Origin of the sequence: Pantoea sp. Lu_F5_004 (assembly GCF_051136245.1) — a bacterium.
GTDB classification, from domain to species: Bacteria; Pseudomonadota; Gammaproteobacteria; order Enterobacterales; family Enterobacteriaceae; genus Pantoea; species Pantoea agglomerans.
Window position 1 is genome coordinate 1874947 of the sequence record NZ_CP194946.1, and the last position, 15819, is coordinate 1890765.

Below are 15819 nucleotides of genomic sequence, written 5' to 3' on the forward strand. Positions count from 1 at the left end.
GAAATTCAGCAAACGGTCAGCGTCATTTAGTCACTTCATCCGTTTCCGGCAGCGTCACGTTCAGCTCCAGAATCGAGATATCATCACCTTTCTGGTCGAGCTGAACCGTTACCATTTCTGGATCGATCTTCACATATCTGCAAATCACTTCCAGAATGTCGCGCTTAAGTTGCGGAAGATAGTGGGGCTCACTGTCGCCCCTTCTCCGTTCTGCCACGATAATCTGCAGCCTTTCCTTGGCTATGTTGGCAGTGTTCTTCTTCCGGGATAAAAAGAAATCAAGTAATGCCATGGTTTATCCCCCGAACAGGCGTTTCAGGAAACCCTTCTTCTCTTCTTCGATAAAGCGGAAGGGGCGTACTTCACCGAGCAACCGTTCAACGGTATCGGCATAGGCTTTGCCAGCATCAGATTCGCCGTCAAGAATCACCGGTTCGCCCTGGTTAGAGGCACGTAACACCGATTGATCTTCAGGGATCACGCCGACCAGAGGAATGCGCAGGATCTCCAGCACATCTTCCATGCTCAGCATATCGCCACGGTTCACCCGGCCAGGGTTATAGCGGGTCAGCAGCAGATGCTCCTTCACCGGGTCCTGACTGTTTTCAGCGCGACGGGATTTGGATGAGATGATGCCGAGGATGCGGTCGGAGTCGCGGACAGAAGAGACTTCCGGGTTGGTGGTAATAATGGCTTCATCGGCAAAGTAGAGCGCCATCAGTGCGCCCGTTTCAATCCCTGCCGGTGAGTCACAGACGATGAAATCGAACTCCATCTTAGCCAAATCGTTCAGAACTTTTTCAACACCCTCACGGGTCAGCGCATCTTTATCACGGGTCTGTGACGCAGGCAGAATGTAGAGCTGCTCTGTGCGTTTGTCGCGAATCAGCGCCTGGTTCAGTGTGGCATCGCCCTGGATCACATTAACGAAGTCGTAGACCACACGGCGCTCACAGCCCATGATCAAATCCAGGTTACGCAGACCGATATCAAAATCGATCACAACTGTCTTTTTGCCTTTCTGCGCTAAACCGGTGGCGATGGCCGCGCTTGACGTGGTCTTACCAACGCCCCCTTTACCGGATGTAACTACAATAATGCGTGCCATAAATGTTGATTTCCTTAACAAAAGAAAAGGGGCCTAATTAAGTGTCTGGATAGTCAGCGCGCCATCCTGCAGGCACAGACGCGCAGCTTTACCAAAAAATTCTTGCGGGATCTGATCCATGATCCAGTACTCTCCGGCAATCGAGACCAGCTCGGCAGCCAGGTTGGTACAGAAAATCTGGCAGTTGCGGTCACCGCTGGCACCCGCCAGGGCGCGACCGCGCATCATGCCGTAAATGTGAATATTGCCATCGGCGACCAGTTCGGCGCCGGCGCTGACGCTGCTGGTGATGATCAAATCGGCGTCACGCGCATAAATCTGCTGGCCCGAGCGCACCGGAGTGTTCACGATGCGGGTTTTCGTTGCTACCGTTTCGGTTACAGCCGGCAGCGGTTCTGGTATCGGCTGCGGCGCGGCGGCTTGCGGTCTGGCCTCTTTACCTTCTGCCAGCACGGGCAGGCCGGCCCGGGCGATCATACGTTTCAGCGCTTCATCTTTGCAGCCGCTTACGCCGACAATGCGTAAACCGGTGGCGAGAACCGCCTGTTGCAACTGTTTCCAGTTTACATCGGCACTTAATGTCGAGACGTTAAGTACCACAGGCGCGTTTTTCAGGAAATCTGGAGCCTGGTCAATCTTGTCCTGGAGTGCCTTGCGAATCACCGCAGGGTCATGGTGATGCAAATGGACGACAGACAGGGTGAAACTGCTACCTTTGAATTCGATTGGCGTTTGCGACATCTGTCCCGACTCAGTCCTGTTTTCACTACCGAAAGCCTGGCGATGATAAAATCATCGTTGAAGCGCTAACGGTGAATATTCGAAGTTCTGCAAGCATGTTATAGTTACAGCTATATTCAGACAAGCCTCAACGCCGGTTAATTCGAGTAAAAAATATGTTTTGTGTGATCTACAGAAGCCCGTTACGTGACCAGACTTATCTCTATGTTGAAAAAAAGGACGATTTCTCGCGCGTTCCGGAAGAATTGCTGAAAGGCTTTGGCAAGCCGCAGCTGGCGATGGTGCTTAAGCTGGCGGGGCGGGACAGGCTGGCTAATGCGGATATCAATAAAGTTAAGCAGGGATTGAGCGAGCAGGGCTATTATTTACAGCTCCCTCCGCCGATTGAAAGTCTCCTCAACATTCATTTACAGGCCGATAAAAAACATTAACTCGGATTCTTCTGTAAATATAAATCCTGTCGGTGCGATCCAGGCAGGATAATATTGCTCTGATGCTGCGCAAAATTAACGGCGCAGCTTATCTGTTTGACCCCTTTTTAAATTCCCTGCTCAATTTTTTCTCCTGATTTGTACGATTATTCAGCACTTCAACGCCTGCATTTACGCTTTCTGACAAATTACGCACCCCGGACCGTTAAAAGGATCTTATTATCACGCTATGAGGTTGGCATTTCGATCAACGCATGAGCAAACATCAACCCGCCAGCAGCGCTGGCATCACACCTAACCTGAACAGGGGATGAGCATGTATCAGCATCGTAACTGGCAAGGCGCTCTGTTAGATTTTCCGGTCAGCAAAGTGGTTTGCGTCGGGAGTAATTATGCAAAGCACATTAAAGAGATGGGCAGCGCAACCCCTACCGAGCCGGTGATCTTTATCAAGCCGGAAACGGCGCTGTGTGATTTACGTCAGCCGCTCTCTATTCCCGACGCGTTCGGCGAGGTCCATCATGAAGTTGAACTGGCGGTGCTGATCGGCGCGACACTGAAGCAGGCGACCGATGCGCATGTGGCTAAAGCGATTGCAGGTTATGGCGTGGCGCTGGATCTGACACTGCGTGACCTGCAGGCCGGGCTGAAAAAAGCGGGCCAGCCGTGGGAAAAATCCAAAAGCTTTGATAATGCCTGTCCTGTCTCCGGTTTTATCCCGGTGACGGAATTCAGTGGCGATCCGCAAAACGTCGAGCTTAAATTGCTGGTGAACGGTGAGGTACGTCAGCAGGGCAACACCGCGGATATGATTCATAAAATCCTGCCGCTGATTGCCCATATGAGCCACTACTTTACCCTGCGGGCAGGCGATGTGATTCTGACCGGTACGCCAGAAGGGGTAGGCCCGATGCGCTCGGGTGACCAGCTGGAAGTTTCACTGGCGGGTCATGGCATCAGCACGCGCGTACTCTAAAAACTTGCATCACCGCCGCATAGGCTTTATAAGGTGCGGTTTAGGCACAATCCGGACAAATCATCATGACTGACACCCCTTTCTGGCAACAAAAACGCCTGGCACAAATGAGCGATGAGGAATGGGAATCCTTGTGTGATGGTTGTGGACAGTGTTGCCTGAACAAATTGCAGGACGCCGACACCGATGAGATCTACTTCACCAATGTCGCCTGTGATCAGCTCAATATTAAAACCTGCCAGTGCCGTAACTATGAGCGCCGCTTCGAGCTTGAAGAGGATTGCATCAAGTTAACGCGCGAAAATCTGACGACCTTCAACTGGCTGCCGCGCACCTGCGCTTACCGGCTGCTGGGTGAGGGCAAAGATTTACCCGTATGGCATCCGCTGCGGGCCGGTTCGAAAACAGCGATGCATGCGCAGCGTATTTCGGTGCGGTATATTGCGGTGCGTGAGAGTGAAGTGCGGGACTGGGAAGATCACATCATTGATCGCCCCGATCGCAACGGCTGAGTGCCGCGCTATCAATCGGAACAGAAAAAAGGCTGCCAGTGGCATAATGCTGGTCAGTTAAGATGAGATTTGTAAAGGCTGTCACGGTCAAACGTGGCAGCTTTTTTTCCGGGCGAGCGAGCTGCATTGCGGGCCAGCGCACCTCTGCTGCTGCCGGGCCGTCCTCGCGCCGCTCACGCGGTACCTTCGGCTTTGACGTCGTGCCGACGAACCGTTCGGGGATCGGCCCTCCCTGGCCGGCCCCGAACTGTCCACGCTTCCCGGCGTGGACTTCTGGCCCACCGTCACGCCTCAGCGCTGCGGATAGCCCTTTCAGCAGCAGAGGCGCACAGGCCTTCACTCTCGTGCCCTTTCTGACAATACACACTGAAGTTTCAGAGCAGGCCCGGCACCAGACTGCGTTATCACTGACTGGCATTATGCCAGTGGCAGCCTTTTTTGATCTCAGCGACCAAAGAGATCGCGACGTTTAGGTTTCAGCGGCTGGGCTATCAGCACCAGCGCCGCGACCAGCAGATAACCGGCGAACACCACAATCATCCACTGCGGCATGCTGAGCGTCAGGAAAGTCCAGCTGCGTTCTGCACAGTCACCGCTGGCAAGAAACACCGACGGCAGCCACTTATCCAGCGGTAAGCCGCTGGGGAATCGCGCAGCAAAATCACAGGTGGTGAAGGGGTTAGGGTGCAGCTGAATCATGGTATGTTCATAAGAGAGACGCAGACCTTCCCAGGCACTGTAGATCCACAACGCCAGCGCCGCCAGACGCAACGGCGATTTCGGCGCAATCGCACCGACCAGACCCGCGCCCAGCACACCAAACAGCGCATTGCGCTCATAAATACACATCACGCAGGGCTTCAGGCCCATTACGTGCTGAAAAAAGAGTGCTGTTAATTCCAGTGCAAGTGCAGTCAGTGCCAGTAGTAACCAGGCTCCGCGACCACGTGAGCATTGATTCAGATATCGCAACATATTGCATTCCCTGTAAACGTTAATGCCACGCAGTGTAAACCAAAAGCGTTTGCAAACCAGCCAGGGGCAGGGAAAAATCGTGTGCAAACATGACCTGATTCTGATCCAGAGCAGGTTAAATGAGGATAAGCCGGACCTTATCTGCAGAACGACCGTCAGTGAAGCGCGGGGAGATCCGCAGCGGCGACAGAGACGATCGCATGCGGTCAGGAGGCGAAACGGCAGGCGCGGTTATATGCTGCCAGCGTTCTGTGCTTTCAGGGCGCCTGAACGCTGACACTCAGCGGTGCTGTGGCACGCGCCATTTCAGCGCAGAAAGCCATTCAGTCCGCCCGTGATCCCGAAGCCGCTGATACTGCGGTCAGCCATGCTGAAATATGCGCCTGCGCCCGGTTTTAATGATTACTCAGGCTATATCCGCTATAGGGCGTCTGGTATGATGAGTGCCCATCATGATTAGAAAAGCAACGAGAACACATTGCTATGGTTATAAAGGCTCAGAGTCCAGCGGGATTTGCTGAAGAGTATATTATTGAAAGCATCTGGAACAGTCGCTTTCCGCCAGGGTCGATTCTTCCTGCTGAGCGTGAGCTTTCTGAATTGATTGGGGTGACGCGCACCACCTTGCGTGAAGTGCTGCAGCGCCTGGCGCGCGATGGCTGGCTGACTATTCAGCACGGTAAACCGACGCGGGTGAACGATTTCTGGGAGACGTCCGGGCTGAATATTCTGGAAACGCTGGCCCGTCTCGATCACGACAGCGTTCCGGTGCTGATCGACAACCTGCTGTCGGTACGCAGCAACATTTCATCGATCTTTATCAGCCGTGCGCTGCGCCATCATCCGGACAAAGCACGCGAAGTGCTGGAAACCGTCAGTGCGGCTGCCGATCAGGCTGATGCCTATACCGAACTCGACTACCGGGTGTTCCGCGGTCTGGCGTTTGCGTCAGGTAACCCGATTTACGGTCTGATCCTGAATGGCCTGAAAGGGCTCTATACCCGCGTTGGCCGCCACTACTTCTCTAATCCGGAAGCCCGGCAGGTCGCGCGCGATTTCTATCTCAAACTGCTGGAACTGTGCGACAAAGAGCCCGGACAGGATGAGATTGTGGACGTGGTGCGCAACTATGGCCGCCGCAGCGGTGAAATCTGGCACAGTATGCAGAAGAATTTGCCCGACGATCTCGGCAGTAAGCGTTAAAAAAAACCGGACATCGCGTCCGGTTTTTTGTTTTAACCCATCAGAGTGACGAACCGCGTGGTGGATTACGATCCAGCAACTCTACGCTGCCATCCTCGTTCTGCTGTTCCAGAATCACATCAAATCCCCACAGACGATGCACATGCTTCAGCACCTCGCGACGGCTCGTATCCAGCGGCGTGCGGCTCTGCGGCACATAGCGCAGGGTCAGCGAACGGTCACCGCGCAGATCGACGTTATAGACCTGAATATTCGGTTCGAGATTACTCAGGTTGTACTGCGCGGAGAGCTGCTGGCGAATCGCCCGGTAGCCCGCTTCATCGTGGATCGCGGCAATTTCGAGATAGTTGTTGCGGTCATCATCCAGTACGGTAAACAGACGGAAATCTCGCATGACCTTCGGCGACAGGAACTGGCTGATAAAACTCTCATCCTTGAACTCGCGCATCGCAAAATGCAGCGTTTCCAGCCAGTCGGAACCGGCGATATCCGGGAACCAGTAGCGATCCTCTTCGGTCGGCGACTGACAGATACGTTTGATATCCTGCATCATCGCGAACCCTAAGGCATAGGGGTTGATGCCGTTATACCACTGACTGTTATAGGGCGGCTGAAACACGACGTTGGTGTGGCTGTGCAGGAACTCCATCATAAAGCGTTCCGACACTTTGCCTTCATCATAGAGGTGATTGAGGATGGTGTAGTGCCAGAATGTCGCCCAGCCTTCATTCATCACCTGGGTCTGTTTCTGCGGATAGAAATACTGGCTCACCTTGCGCACAATGCGCAGGATCTCACGCTGCCATGACTCCAGCAGCGGGGCGTTTTTCTCCATAAAATAGAGCAGGTTTTCCTGCGGCTCAGAGGGGTAGCGCGCGGCTTCAAAGGTCACAGTCTCTTTCTCTCGCCGTGGCAGCGTTCGCCACAGGGTGTTCACCTGACTTTGCAGATACTCCTCACGGCTTTTCTGCCGCGCCTTCTCCTCCTGCAGAGAGATCTTCTGCGGGCGCTTATAGCGATCGACGCCATAATTCATTAAGGCATGGCAGGAGTCGAGCAGCCGCTCTACCTCTTCGACGCCATAGCGCTCTTCGCAGTCACTGATATAGTTTTTAGCGAACAAGAGGTAATCGACAATCGACCCGGCATCCGTCCAGCTGCGGAACAGATAGTTATTTTTAAAGAAAGAGTTGTGGCCATAGCAGGCATGCGCCATCACCAGCGCCTGCATGGTCATGGTGTTCTCTTCCATCAGGTAGGCGATGCAGGGATTAGAGTTGATGACAATCTCATAGGCCAGACCCTGCTGACCATGCTTATAGCGCTGCTCGGTCTCGATAAACTTTTTGCCGAATGACCAGTGTGAATAGTTGATTGGCATGCCGACGCTGGAGTAGGCGTCCATCATCTGTTCAGAGGTAATCACTTCGATTTGGTGCGGGTAGGTATCAAGCCGGTAGAGTTTAGCAACCCGGTCGATCTCGGCTAAGTAGACATCAAGCAGTTCGAATGTCCAGTCTGGTCCGTCATTGAGTCGTTTGCTGTCTCTGATGGCTTCGTCAAAGATTGTCGTCATAGCGCACCTCTTTTTTGCAAACCGGCTGACCCGAAAGACAACCCGTTCTGGTTATTTAAGGCTTCATCCTGAAAAAGGGAACCCGAAAAAAACTGAGCGAACACAACAATGATAGTCCACTGTCGCTTATCCGAAATGCGAACTCAAACGAATTCTTTGGCACAAAATCATTAAGAGTCGTGTGGCAGGGGATTTAGCAGCCTTTAATTCTGACTGTATTATAAATATCGAAATCTAATCCTGTTTATAAGCGGAATGTATGGGGTTGAATGAATCTCCTGCAACAGGCAGATTTAACTGCCTTCGTTGTCATTTATTTCTGTGTTTAAGGATTAAGACGCATAAAGCGCTGAAATTGGCCGCGCGACAAGATTTTAGTTACCTGAAAAGTAAAAAAGATGTGAAATGGATGGTGAAATTCTGTGGTGGTGTCCGCTATGTAAATCCGCTGACTATCATCAGTTGAACAGTGAATTATGCTTTTACAGGTCGGGTGGGGGAGCTATGCACGTTGTAATTCTTGGAAGTGGTGTGGTCGGGGTGGCGAGTGCCTGGTATCTGGCGCGTGCCGGACATCAGGTGACGGTCATTGATCGACAGCCCGCCGCAGCGATGGAGACCAGTGCGGGGAATGCCGGTCAGATCTCACCGGGTTATGCCGCACCCTGGGCTGCGCCCGGCGTGCCATTGAAAGCGGTGAAGTGGATGTTTCAGCGCCACGCGCCGCTGGCTATCCGGCTGGATGGCAGTAGTTTTCAACTGGAGTGGATGTGGCACATGCTGCGCAACTGCGACATCAATCACTATCAGCAGAACAAAAGCCGCATGGTGCGGATTGCCGAATATAGTCGTGACTGTCTGAAAGCGTTGCGCAGTGAAACCGGCATCGCCTATGAGGGCCGTCAGGGCGGTACGCTACAACTGTTCCGTACTCAGCAGCAGTTCGACAGCGCCAGCAAAGATATTGCGGTGCTGCGCGACGCGGGTGTGCCCTATGAGCTGCTGCAGGCGCATGAACTGTCTCGCGTTGAACCGGCACTGGCGGCAACTCAGCATAAACTCACCGGCGGATTACGCCTGCCCAACGATGAAACCGGCGACTGTCAGCTCTTTACTCAGCGGCTGGCAAAAATGGCCGAAGAGGCGGGCGTAGTCTTCCGCTTTAACACTCCGGTCGACCACCTGCTGCGCGATGGCAATCGCATCTATGGCGTGAAGTGCGGCGATGAAATTATCAAGGCAGACCACTATGTGGTGGCCTTTGGTTCCTACTCGACCGCGCTGTTGAAAAATGTCATCGATATTCCGGTCTATCCACTGAAAGGCTATTCACTCACTATTCCGATTAAAAATCCTGACGCCGCACCGGTTTCAACTATCCTGGATGAGACCTACAAAGTGGCGGTGACCCGGTTTGACAATCGTATTCGTGTCGGCGGGATGGCGGAAATTGTTGGTTTTAACACCAAACTCACCGAAGCGCGGCGGGAAACGCTGGAGATGGTGGTCAGTGATCTCTATCCTGAAGGCGGTCATCTCGCGCAGGCGAGTTTCTGGACCGGTCTGCGTCCGATGACGCCAGACGGTACGCCGATTGTGGGTGCCACACCCATCTCTAATCTCTGGCTCAATACCGGTCACGGTACGCTGGGCTGGACGATGGCGTGTGGTTCTGGTCAGTTGCTGGCCGATCTCCTCTCCGGTAAAAAGCCGGCCATTGCGGCGGATGACTTAGCGGTGTTCCGCTACTTACCCGGTTTCGCGGCGACCTCATCGCCGCTGCGTAACGCCAACGCAACTCGTTAAGTATTCAGGGAGAGAGAGGATGTCACGTCCGATTGTCGCTACCATCAACCAGCAGGCGTTACGTCATAACCTGACTGTTGTTCGCCAGGCGGCACCCGCCTCCCGCGTCTGGTCAGTGGTGAAAGCTAATGCTTATGGCCATGGCATTGAGCGCGTGCGCGAGGCGTTATCTGCCACCGACGGCTTCGCGCTTCTTAATATGGAAGAGGCGATCCAGCTGCGCGAGCAGGGCTGGAAAAAACCGATTCTGCTGCTGGAGGGTTTCTTCCAGCCAGAGGATCTGCAGTTGATTGACCGTTATCGTCTCACCACCAGCGTACACAGTAACTGGCAAATCAACGCGCTGGCCAGTGCCAGACTCGCAGCACCGGTGGATATCTATCTCAAAATGAACAGCGGGATGAACCGACTGGGTTTTCGCCCGGAACAGGTCAACGGCGCATGGCAAAAGCTGCGGGCGCTCAGTACGGTAGGTGAGATGACGCTGATGGCCCATTTTGCCGATGCGGAAAATCCGCAGGGTCTGATTGCGCCAATGCAGCGCGTAGAGCAGGCGGCTGAGGGGCTGAACTGTCCGCGATCGCTCTCCAACTCCGCCTGCACCCTGTGGCATCCTGAAGCACACTTTGACTGGGTCCGCCCCGGCATCATTCTGTATGGCGCGTCGCCCAGCGGTGACTGGCAGGACATTGCAGGCAGTGGCCTGAAACCAGTGATGACCTTAAGCAGTGAGATTATTGCGGTCCAGCAGCTACAGCCGGGCGATGGAGTGGGCTACGGCTACCGCTATCACGCCAGCACGGCGCAGCGGATTGGCGTGGTGGCCTGTGGCTACGCGGATGGCTATCCACGGCATGCCCCGACGGGTACGCCCGTCTGTGTCGATGGCGTGATGACTCAGGTGGTTGGCGCGGTTTCGATGGATATGATCACCGTGGATTTAACCCCCTGTCCCCAGGCCGGTATTGGCTCAGCCGTGGAACTGTGGGGAGAGCAGGTAAAAATCGATCAGGTGGCAAAAGCGGCCGGAACGGTAGGGTACGAGCTGATGTGCGCGCTCGCACCCCGCGTTCCGGTCACGGTTATTTAAGCGCGGTCAGGCTGCCGCGCATCTTTCTGCTGCAGCGCCAGGCGATAAAGGCCAGCGCTGCACCCAGCAGCATCATCAGACTCAGCGACAGCTTCTCCGCCACCGGCAGCGCCACAATGACAAGACTGCCTGACGCGCCACCGGCCATCTGAATAAATCCCTGCAAGGCGGACGCCACGCCCGCCTGTTGCTGATAGGGTTCCAGCGCATAGCTGGTGGCCGGTCCCACCGTAAAGGCCAGCCCGGCAACTGAAACGGCCACCGGGAACATGTAAAGCGCCCAGTGCGTCTGCATCTCCGTCGGGAAGATCTGCATCCCCGCTACCAGCAGCACCGCGCCCAGCAGCATAGTGAAGAATCCCATCGCCAGGCAGAAAGGGCGACCCGCTTTGCGAATCGCTTTATTGACGAACATGCTGACAAACATGATCCAGAAACCGTTGGCGCCAAAAGCAAAAGAGAACTGGATTGGCGTCAGCCCGCCTTCGGTCATTAATACCTGCGGTGCCAGCGACACATAGGTCAGCACCATGCCCAGCGCACCGGCATTGGCGAACGTGAACGCCAGAAAGCGCGGCTGACGCAGGATCGCGACATACTGTTTAATCGGTAATCCTTTCACCCGCAGGGTATCCGCCGGACGCGTCTCTGGCAGCCAGATAATCACCAGCAGCGTAATCAGCACGCCGTAGGCGCAGAGAAACCAGAAGGGCGCGCGCCAGTCAAAGGCGCTGGCCAGCAAACCGCCCAGCAGCGGAGCCAGAGCCGGAACGATGTTTAATGCGCCATTCAGGAAGCCATACGCACGGGCGGCATCATCACCGCTCAGGCGGTCACGCACGCCGCTAAAGGCCACGACCGCGCTGCAGCAGACGCCACAGCCCTGCACCAGGCGGGCAAGGACGAACAGCGGGAATGAGGTGGCGGTGGCGGCGATGGCACTCCCCGTGATGTAAAGCGCCAGGCCCAGCAGGGCAATCGGCTTACGGCCATAGTTGTCCACCAGCGGGCCGGTCACCAGTTGTCCCAGCCCCATGACCAGCAGAAACAGGGGAATGGTGGTCTGCACCAGATTAACCGGCGTATCCAGCCCTTCTGCGATTTGTGGCAGCGTGGGCAAATAGAGATCGATGCCTAAGGGTGCCAGCAGCACCAGGCTTAATAACAGCAGAGTAAATTTTTGCATAACAACCAGAGGGTAAGCGTTCTGTTAAAAAACGATCGCAGAGGGTAATGATTCAGCGGCAAAAAAGATAGAGGAAGTCGTGCGGAAAGTGCGATGCCTGCTGTAAACAGGCATCGCAGAGGTCTGATTAGTAAGCGCCGTCGCGACGTAACACCACGCCTGCGGTTTTGAACAGGATCGCAATATCGGTCCAGAGCGCCCAGTTTTTGACATACCAGGAGTCAAAATAGACGCGGGTGTCGTAGTCGATATCGTTACGTCCGCTGACCTGCCACAGACCGGTCATACCCGGTTTGGCCATCAGGTAGTAGTCGACATCACCGGCATAACGCTCCAGCTCAGCTTCAATCACGGGACGCGGGCCAACCAGGCTCATCTCGCCACGAATCACGTTCCACAGCTGCGGCAACTCGTCGAGGCTGGTTTTACGCAGGAAACTACCAATCCGGGTCACGCGCGGGTCATTCTTCAGTTTGAAATCTTTGTCCCACTCAATCCGGGCCTCTTCACTGGTTGCCAGTAATTTCTCCAGCACCTCTTTGGAATTGGTCACCATGGAACGGAATTTCAGACATTTGAATTTTTTGCCATTCTGGCCCACACGCTCGTGACCATAAATGGCATTGCCGCCATCACGTTTCACCATATAGCAGAGCAGGGCGAAGATTGGGCCGAGGAACAGCAGCAGCATCGACGCCACCACGATATCAAAGGCGCGCTTCATGAAACGGGAGGAGTGTTTCGCCAGGTTGTTGCTGACACGCAGAATCATTACTTCATGGCTGAAGATAAAGGACATGTCCGTGCCGTAAAGCGGCACGCCGCGCAGCGTCGGGATCACTGAAACTGAACGGCAGTTCATCTTCGACAGGAATTTCAGCCAGCGATCGCGCATCGGCTGCTGCTCATACTCCATAGCCACAATAAACTGCACGTTGTCACGGTCAATGGTCTGCCAGTTGATATCTTTCCAGGTGATCACCGGCACGCCATTCACGCTCTGCTGAGCCGGGACATCATCGACCGAGATAAAGGCCTGTACGTTGTAGCCCAGAATCTCTTCACTTTGCAGCGCCGCGTAAGCTTCGGTGGCGTTTCTGCCGGAGCCAATAATGATGGTCTCTTTCTGCCACTGACCCGCCTTGTGAATGGCGCGTTTAACCAGAGCACGCATCAGCGGCAGCAGCAGCAGGGCATATGTCCAGCTGAAGACCCACACCATGCGGGAGAAATCCCATTTAGAGAAGGCGATCAACGCAAGGTCGAGCAGCGAGAAAACAAATAATGTTTTAATGATCTCTTTCAGCTCAAACCAGAAGGGTTTGCGATAGGTGTAGTGACGCAGGCGCACCCAGAACCAGCCGGTACACATGACGGACATAATAAACTGTGCCACAAAACGATATTCAATTTGATGGGGTGGAATAAAGGTATCCAGCTCGCCCCAAATACCCTGTATCGTCGCGGCAGATAAAAACAGTGCGAGGTTAAGTGCAATCAGATCGGAAAAGCTCAGGGCGAATTTCACGATGATATTTTTACGCGTGCCGCTCCACGAGCGGCTCGGGCTATTCATTATCAATGTACTTGCCATAAAACCTGCTCTCTTTCTCAAGTAAAAGATGGCCTGACCAGAATCATGTACGCGCTCAGGGGTGGGCTTCTGAAAAATTAAAAAATAATTTTCAGTCTGTTGCAGTCAGTAAAGCCAGTGCAGCTGCAAAAAAGATAACGGCTAAAGCGTGATAGTACTCACGAAATGTTGCAGCATTGAGAATGAGTATGCAGGAGTTATTTGACAGAGTTAATACGGAAAAAATCTGAAAACATCAAAAGTGATTAAAGTTTTAAATAGCTAAGTTTTGGTTTTTACTGGATAAAATAAGGCGGGGGTTGGTTATAACCAAACTGTTTAAGACGCTTTTTAGGAATTACCGCCAAATCTTACGACTGGCGGTAGTGATAATGGACTCAGGCAGGTTTTTTTAAAATCCAGCGGTCCTGCTGTTTATCGTAATGACCAATCTGCAGATCCACCGGTTCTCCGTCAATCCATGCCGGGACGCTGGTATCGCGATCCCAGCCATCAAGTTGGGTAATTAAGCCGGGATTGGTGTGACAGGGGATGCTGACGGTGTCGAGGTTCTCACTGTCAAGATCGGCATCAACAATCTCATAACGACCAATTTTAACCACGTGTCCCATTCATTTCTCCCGTTTTTGCTGGCATAGACATTTAAGCTTAGCGTATCGACAGAAAATAACGTGGCTGAATGATTAGGATTATTCCTTCTCTTCAGCCGGACGGACACCAATCTTCACAATACGGTTATCCTCTTTCTCCGCGACGGTCCACGTTAGCTGATTCCACTCAACCTGATCGCCAACCACCGGCGCGCCGCCCAGCATACTCAGCACCAGTTGTCCCAGCGACTGCTGATCGTTGGTGTTCTCATCCAGTTCCAGTCCGTAAATCTGCGCAATATCGCGCAGGCGAGCTTCAGCATCCAGAATAAAGTCACCAAAGAAACGCTGGTCGAGGGAAACGGGCGGTGACTGGCTGAACATTTTACCCAGCGCCGGCAGATCGCGTTCACGGCCAATCACGCAGATGACGTCGTTCTCCCTGAGCCGCGTTCCATCATTCGGATGCATAAGCACATTGTCACGGAACAGGGCGGCGATGCGGGTCTCACGTGGCATCTTCAGGTCACGCAGTGCGGCGCCGACGCACCACTTGTCAGCACTGAGCTGGTAGACAAACTGCTCCCATGGGTTTTCGGGGTGAATATCCAGGCCGATACGGCTGATAGGCGATGCGGTAGGCGGCACCACCACTTTGGCTTTTTTCGCTGCAAAGCCCAGCGAGGTGCCCTGCAACATCAGGGAGACCAGCACCACAAAGAAGGCGATATTAAAATAGAGCGACGCGTTTTCTAATCCGGCCATCATCGGGAAGACCGCAAGGATAATCGGTACCGCGCCGCGTAAACCAACCCAGCTGATAAAGACGCGTTCGCGGGTGGTAAAACTGCGAAACGGCAGCAGACCAATAAAGACCGACAGTGGGCGCGCTACCAGAATCAGCCACAGTGAGAGGATCATCGCCGGAACCGCGATATGCCACAAATCAGACGGGGTTACCAGCAGTCCCAGCACGATGAACATGCCAATCTGACTCAGCCACGCCATGCCGTCAAAGGTCTGCAGAATGCCGTGACGGTTGCGAATCGGGCTGTTGCCCAGTAAAAAGCCGCACAGATAGACCGCCAGGATGCCGCTGCCCTCTAATACCGTGGTCAGGGCGAACACCAGAATGCCGCCACTCAACGCCAGCAGCGGATAGAGCCCACCGGCCAGACTGATACGGTTAATCAGCTGCTGCAGCGCCCAGCCGCCGCCCAGGCCAAGCACAATACCCAGACCAAACTGTTGCACCAGATGCACCAGGAACATCCAGTCAAGGCCGCTGCGGCCCTGTTCGATCATCTCAATCAGCGTAATGGTCAGGAACACCGCCATCGGATCGTTACTGCCCGATTCAATCTCCAGCGTGGAGCTGACGCGCTCATTCAGGCCTTTGTCACCCAGCAGTGAGAAGACGGCGGCGGCATCTGTGGAGCCGATAATCGCGCCAATCAGGAAGCCCTGCATCATATCCAGGTTAAACAACCAGGCGGCGACCACACCGGTTAAGCCTGCGGTAATCATGACCCCGACGGTCGCCAGCGACAGCGCTGGCCCCAGGGCGACTTTAAATGAGCTGGCTTTGGTCCGCATGCCGCCATCCAGCAGGATAATCGCCAGCGCCAGGTTCGAGATTAAGTAAGCCGCCGGATAGTTATCAAAGGCGATGCCGCCGATGCCATCAACCCCGGTCAGCATGCCCAGAGCAAGGAAGATCACCAGAATGGGGATACCCAGTCTGGATGAGAAAGAGCTGAGCAGAATGCTCGATGCGACCAGCACGGAACCGATGATAAACAGACTGTAGACAATAGTGTGGTTCAAACCCGATCTCCTGAGATATGACAGTGCGGTGCAGCGACTGGTGACAAATATCCATGCTATCTCTGAAAGATAATGTTTTATCAAGGAGTTGTCATTGTGAAAATGATCATTATACGAATTGCTTAACAGCGTATGGAATCAGATTAATGTGAAGAATGAGGGGGTTGGCAGGCAAGCGGCAGAAAACAGACTGTTTTAGCAGGT

General features: G+C 54.0%; 15 protein-coding genes. 6 read left to right on the forward strand and 9 right to left on the reverse strand.

The window, feature by feature from the left end; all coding sequences use genetic code 11:
* Positions 1-22: 22 nt before the first annotated feature.
* Genes minE through minC form a run of 3 tightly spaced genes read right to left on the reverse strand, consistent with a single transcriptional unit; the run spans position 23 to position 1849 of the window.
* Positions 23-292: a cell division topological specificity factor MinE gene (minE, locus tag ACR8BN_RS08635; RefSeq protein ID WP_008925314.1), complete on the reverse strand. Its 270-nt coding sequence runs from the start codon at positions 290-292 to the stop codon at positions 23-25.
* 3 nt (positions 293-295) lie between these two features.
* A complete protein-coding gene (gene minD, locus ACR8BN_RS08640) occupies positions 296-1108 on the reverse strand; it encodes a septum site-determining protein MinD (RefSeq protein ID WP_010260569.1) in 813 nt (270 codons plus the stop codon).
* A gap of 33 nt (positions 1109-1141) precedes the next feature.
* The gene (minC, locus tag ACR8BN_RS08645) at positions 1142-1849 is read right to left on the reverse strand and encodes a septum site-determining protein MinC (protein WP_031592776.1); all 708 of its coding nucleotides are present in this window, start codon (positions 1847-1849) and stop codon (positions 1142-1144) included.
* A gap of 155 nt (positions 1850-2004) precedes the next feature.
* Between minC and ACR8BN_RS08650 the strand changes: the two genes are divergently transcribed.
* From ACR8BN_RS08650 to ACR8BN_RS08660, 3 genes are all read left to right on the forward strand, one after another.
* Positions 2005-2280, forward strand: a complete 276-nt coding sequence (locus ACR8BN_RS08650; RefSeq protein ID WP_083067905.1) for a YcgL domain-containing protein — start codon at positions 2005-2007, stop codon at positions 2278-2280.
* A gap of 316 nt (positions 2281-2596) precedes the next feature.
* Positions 2597-3256: a fumarylacetoacetate hydrolase family protein gene (locus ACR8BN_RS08655; RefSeq protein WP_039390979.1), complete on the forward strand. Its 660-nt coding sequence runs from the start codon at positions 2597-2599 to the stop codon at positions 3254-3256.
* 65 nt (positions 3257-3321) lie between these two features.
* Positions 3322-3768 (forward strand): YcgN family cysteine cluster protein, encoded by a 447-nt coding sequence (locus ACR8BN_RS08660; RefSeq protein ID WP_010260578.1) that lies wholly within the window; start codon positions 3322-3324, stop codon positions 3766-3768.
* Positions 3769-4212: 444 nt separating this feature from the next.
* Here ACR8BN_RS08660 and dsbB read toward each other — a convergent pair whose 3' ends face one another.
* Positions 4213-4743 (reverse strand): disulfide bond formation protein DsbB, encoded by a 531-nt coding sequence (gene dsbB / locus ACR8BN_RS08665; protein ID WP_010260580.1) that lies wholly within the window; start codon positions 4741-4743, stop codon positions 4213-4215.
* Between the two features lie 483 nt (positions 4744-5226).
* On the opposite strand from dsbB, the gene fadR reads away from it, so the two are divergent.
* Entirely contained in the window at positions 5227-5946 is a 720-nt protein-coding gene (gene fadR, locus ACR8BN_RS08670) for a fatty acid metabolism transcriptional regulator FadR (RefSeq protein ID WP_010670276.1), read from the forward strand.
* Between the two features lie 40 nt (positions 5947-5986).
* Here fadR and ACR8BN_RS08675 read toward each other — a convergent pair whose 3' ends face one another.
* Positions 5987-7522, reverse strand: coding sequence for a SpoVR family protein (locus ACR8BN_RS08675; RefSeq protein ID WP_434747535.1), 1536 nt, complete (start codon positions 7520-7522; stop codon positions 5987-5989).
* 504 nt (positions 7523-8026) lie between these two features.
* On the opposite strand from ACR8BN_RS08675, the gene ACR8BN_RS08680 reads away from it, so the two are divergent.
* Complete coding sequence (locus ACR8BN_RS08680; protein ID WP_434747536.1) at positions 8027-9328, forward strand: D-amino acid dehydrogenase; 1302 nt, start codon at positions 8027-8029, stop codon at positions 9326-9328.
* A 19-nt stretch (positions 9329-9347) separates the two neighbouring features.
* Positions 9348-10418, forward strand: a complete 1071-nt coding sequence (gene dadX / locus ACR8BN_RS08685; RefSeq protein WP_069026358.1) for a catabolic alanine racemase DadX — start codon at positions 9348-9350, stop codon at positions 10416-10418.
* Here dadX and ACR8BN_RS08690 read toward each other — a convergent pair.
* The 4 genes from ACR8BN_RS08690 to ACR8BN_RS08705 form a co-directional block, all read right to left on the reverse strand.
* Entirely contained in the window at positions 10411-11604 is a 1194-nt protein-coding gene (locus ACR8BN_RS08690) for a multidrug effflux MFS transporter (RefSeq protein WP_434747537.1), read from the reverse strand. The genes dadX and ACR8BN_RS08690 overlap by 8 nt on opposite strands.
* A gap of 127 nt (positions 11605-11731) precedes the next feature.
* The gene (gene wbaP / locus ACR8BN_RS08695; RefSeq protein ID WP_029519111.1) at positions 11732-13198 is read right to left on the reverse strand and encodes an undecaprenyl-phosphate galactose phosphotransferase WbaP; all 1467 of its coding nucleotides are present in this window, start codon (positions 13196-13198) and stop codon (positions 11732-11734) included.
* 377 nt (positions 13199-13575) lie between these two features.
* On the reverse strand, positions 13576-13809 hold the full coding sequence (locus tag ACR8BN_RS08700) for a DUF1480 family protein (RefSeq protein ID WP_010260598.1): 234 nt from the start codon (positions 13807-13809) through the stop codon (positions 13576-13578).
* A 78-nt stretch (positions 13810-13887) separates the two neighbouring features.
* Positions 13888-15615 (reverse strand): potassium/proton antiporter, encoded by a 1728-nt coding sequence (locus ACR8BN_RS08705; protein ID WP_069026356.1) that lies wholly within the window; start codon positions 15613-15615, stop codon positions 13888-13890.
* Positions 15616-15819 lie beyond the last annotated feature (204 nt).

What these genes read in the sequence shown, in the direction of transcription:
- minE (WP_008925314.1), bottom strand. Translation starts at nt 292, where the DNA reads ATGGCATTACTTGATTTCTTTTTATCCCGGAAGAAGAACACTGCCAAC.
- minD (WP_010260569.1), bottom strand. Translation starts at nt 1,108, where the DNA reads ATGGCACGCATTATTGTAGTTACATCCGGTAAAGGGGGCGTTGGTAAG.
- minC (WP_031592776.1), bottom strand. Translation starts at nt 1,849, where the DNA reads ATGTCGCAAACGCCAATCGAATTCAAAGGTAGCAGTTTCACCCTGTCT.
- ACR8BN_RS08650 (WP_083067905.1), top strand. Translation starts at nt 2,005, where the DNA reads ATGTTTTGTGTGATCTACAGAAGCCCGTTACGTGACCAGACTTATCTC.
- ACR8BN_RS08655 (WP_039390979.1), top strand. Translation starts at nt 2,597, where the DNA reads ATGTATCAGCATCGTAACTGGCAAGGCGCTCTGTTAGATTTTCCGGTC.
- ACR8BN_RS08660 (WP_010260578.1), top strand. Translation starts at nt 3,322, where the DNA reads ATGACTGACACCCCTTTCTGGCAACAAAAACGCCTGGCACAAATGAGC.
- dsbB (WP_010260580.1), bottom strand. Translation starts at nt 4,743, where the DNA reads ATGTTGCGATATCTGAATCAATGCTCACGTGGTCGCGGAGCCTGGTTA.
- fadR (WP_010670276.1), top strand. Translation starts at nt 5,227, where the DNA reads ATGGTTATAAAGGCTCAGAGTCCAGCGGGATTTGCTGAAGAGTATATT.
- ACR8BN_RS08675 (WP_434747535.1), bottom strand. Translation starts at nt 7,522, where the DNA reads ATGACGACAATCTTTGACGAAGCCATCAGAGACAGCAAACGACTCAAT.
- ACR8BN_RS08680 (WP_434747536.1), top strand. Translation starts at nt 8,027, where the DNA reads ATGCACGTTGTAATTCTTGGAAGTGGTGTGGTCGGGGTGGCGAGTGCC.
- dadX (WP_069026358.1), top strand. Translation starts at nt 9,348, where the DNA reads ATGTCACGTCCGATTGTCGCTACCATCAACCAGCAGGCGTTACGTCAT.
- ACR8BN_RS08690 (WP_434747537.1), bottom strand. Translation starts at nt 11,604, where the DNA reads ATGCAAAAATTTACTCTGCTGTTATTAAGCCTGGTGCTGCTGGCACCC.
- wbaP (WP_029519111.1), bottom strand. Translation starts at nt 13,198, where the DNA reads ATGGCAAGTACATTGATAATGAATAGCCCGAGCCGCTCGTGGAGCGGC.
- ACR8BN_RS08700 (WP_010260598.1), bottom strand. Translation starts at nt 13,809, where the DNA reads ATGGGACACGTGGTTAAAATTGGTCGTTATGAGATTGTTGATGCCGAT.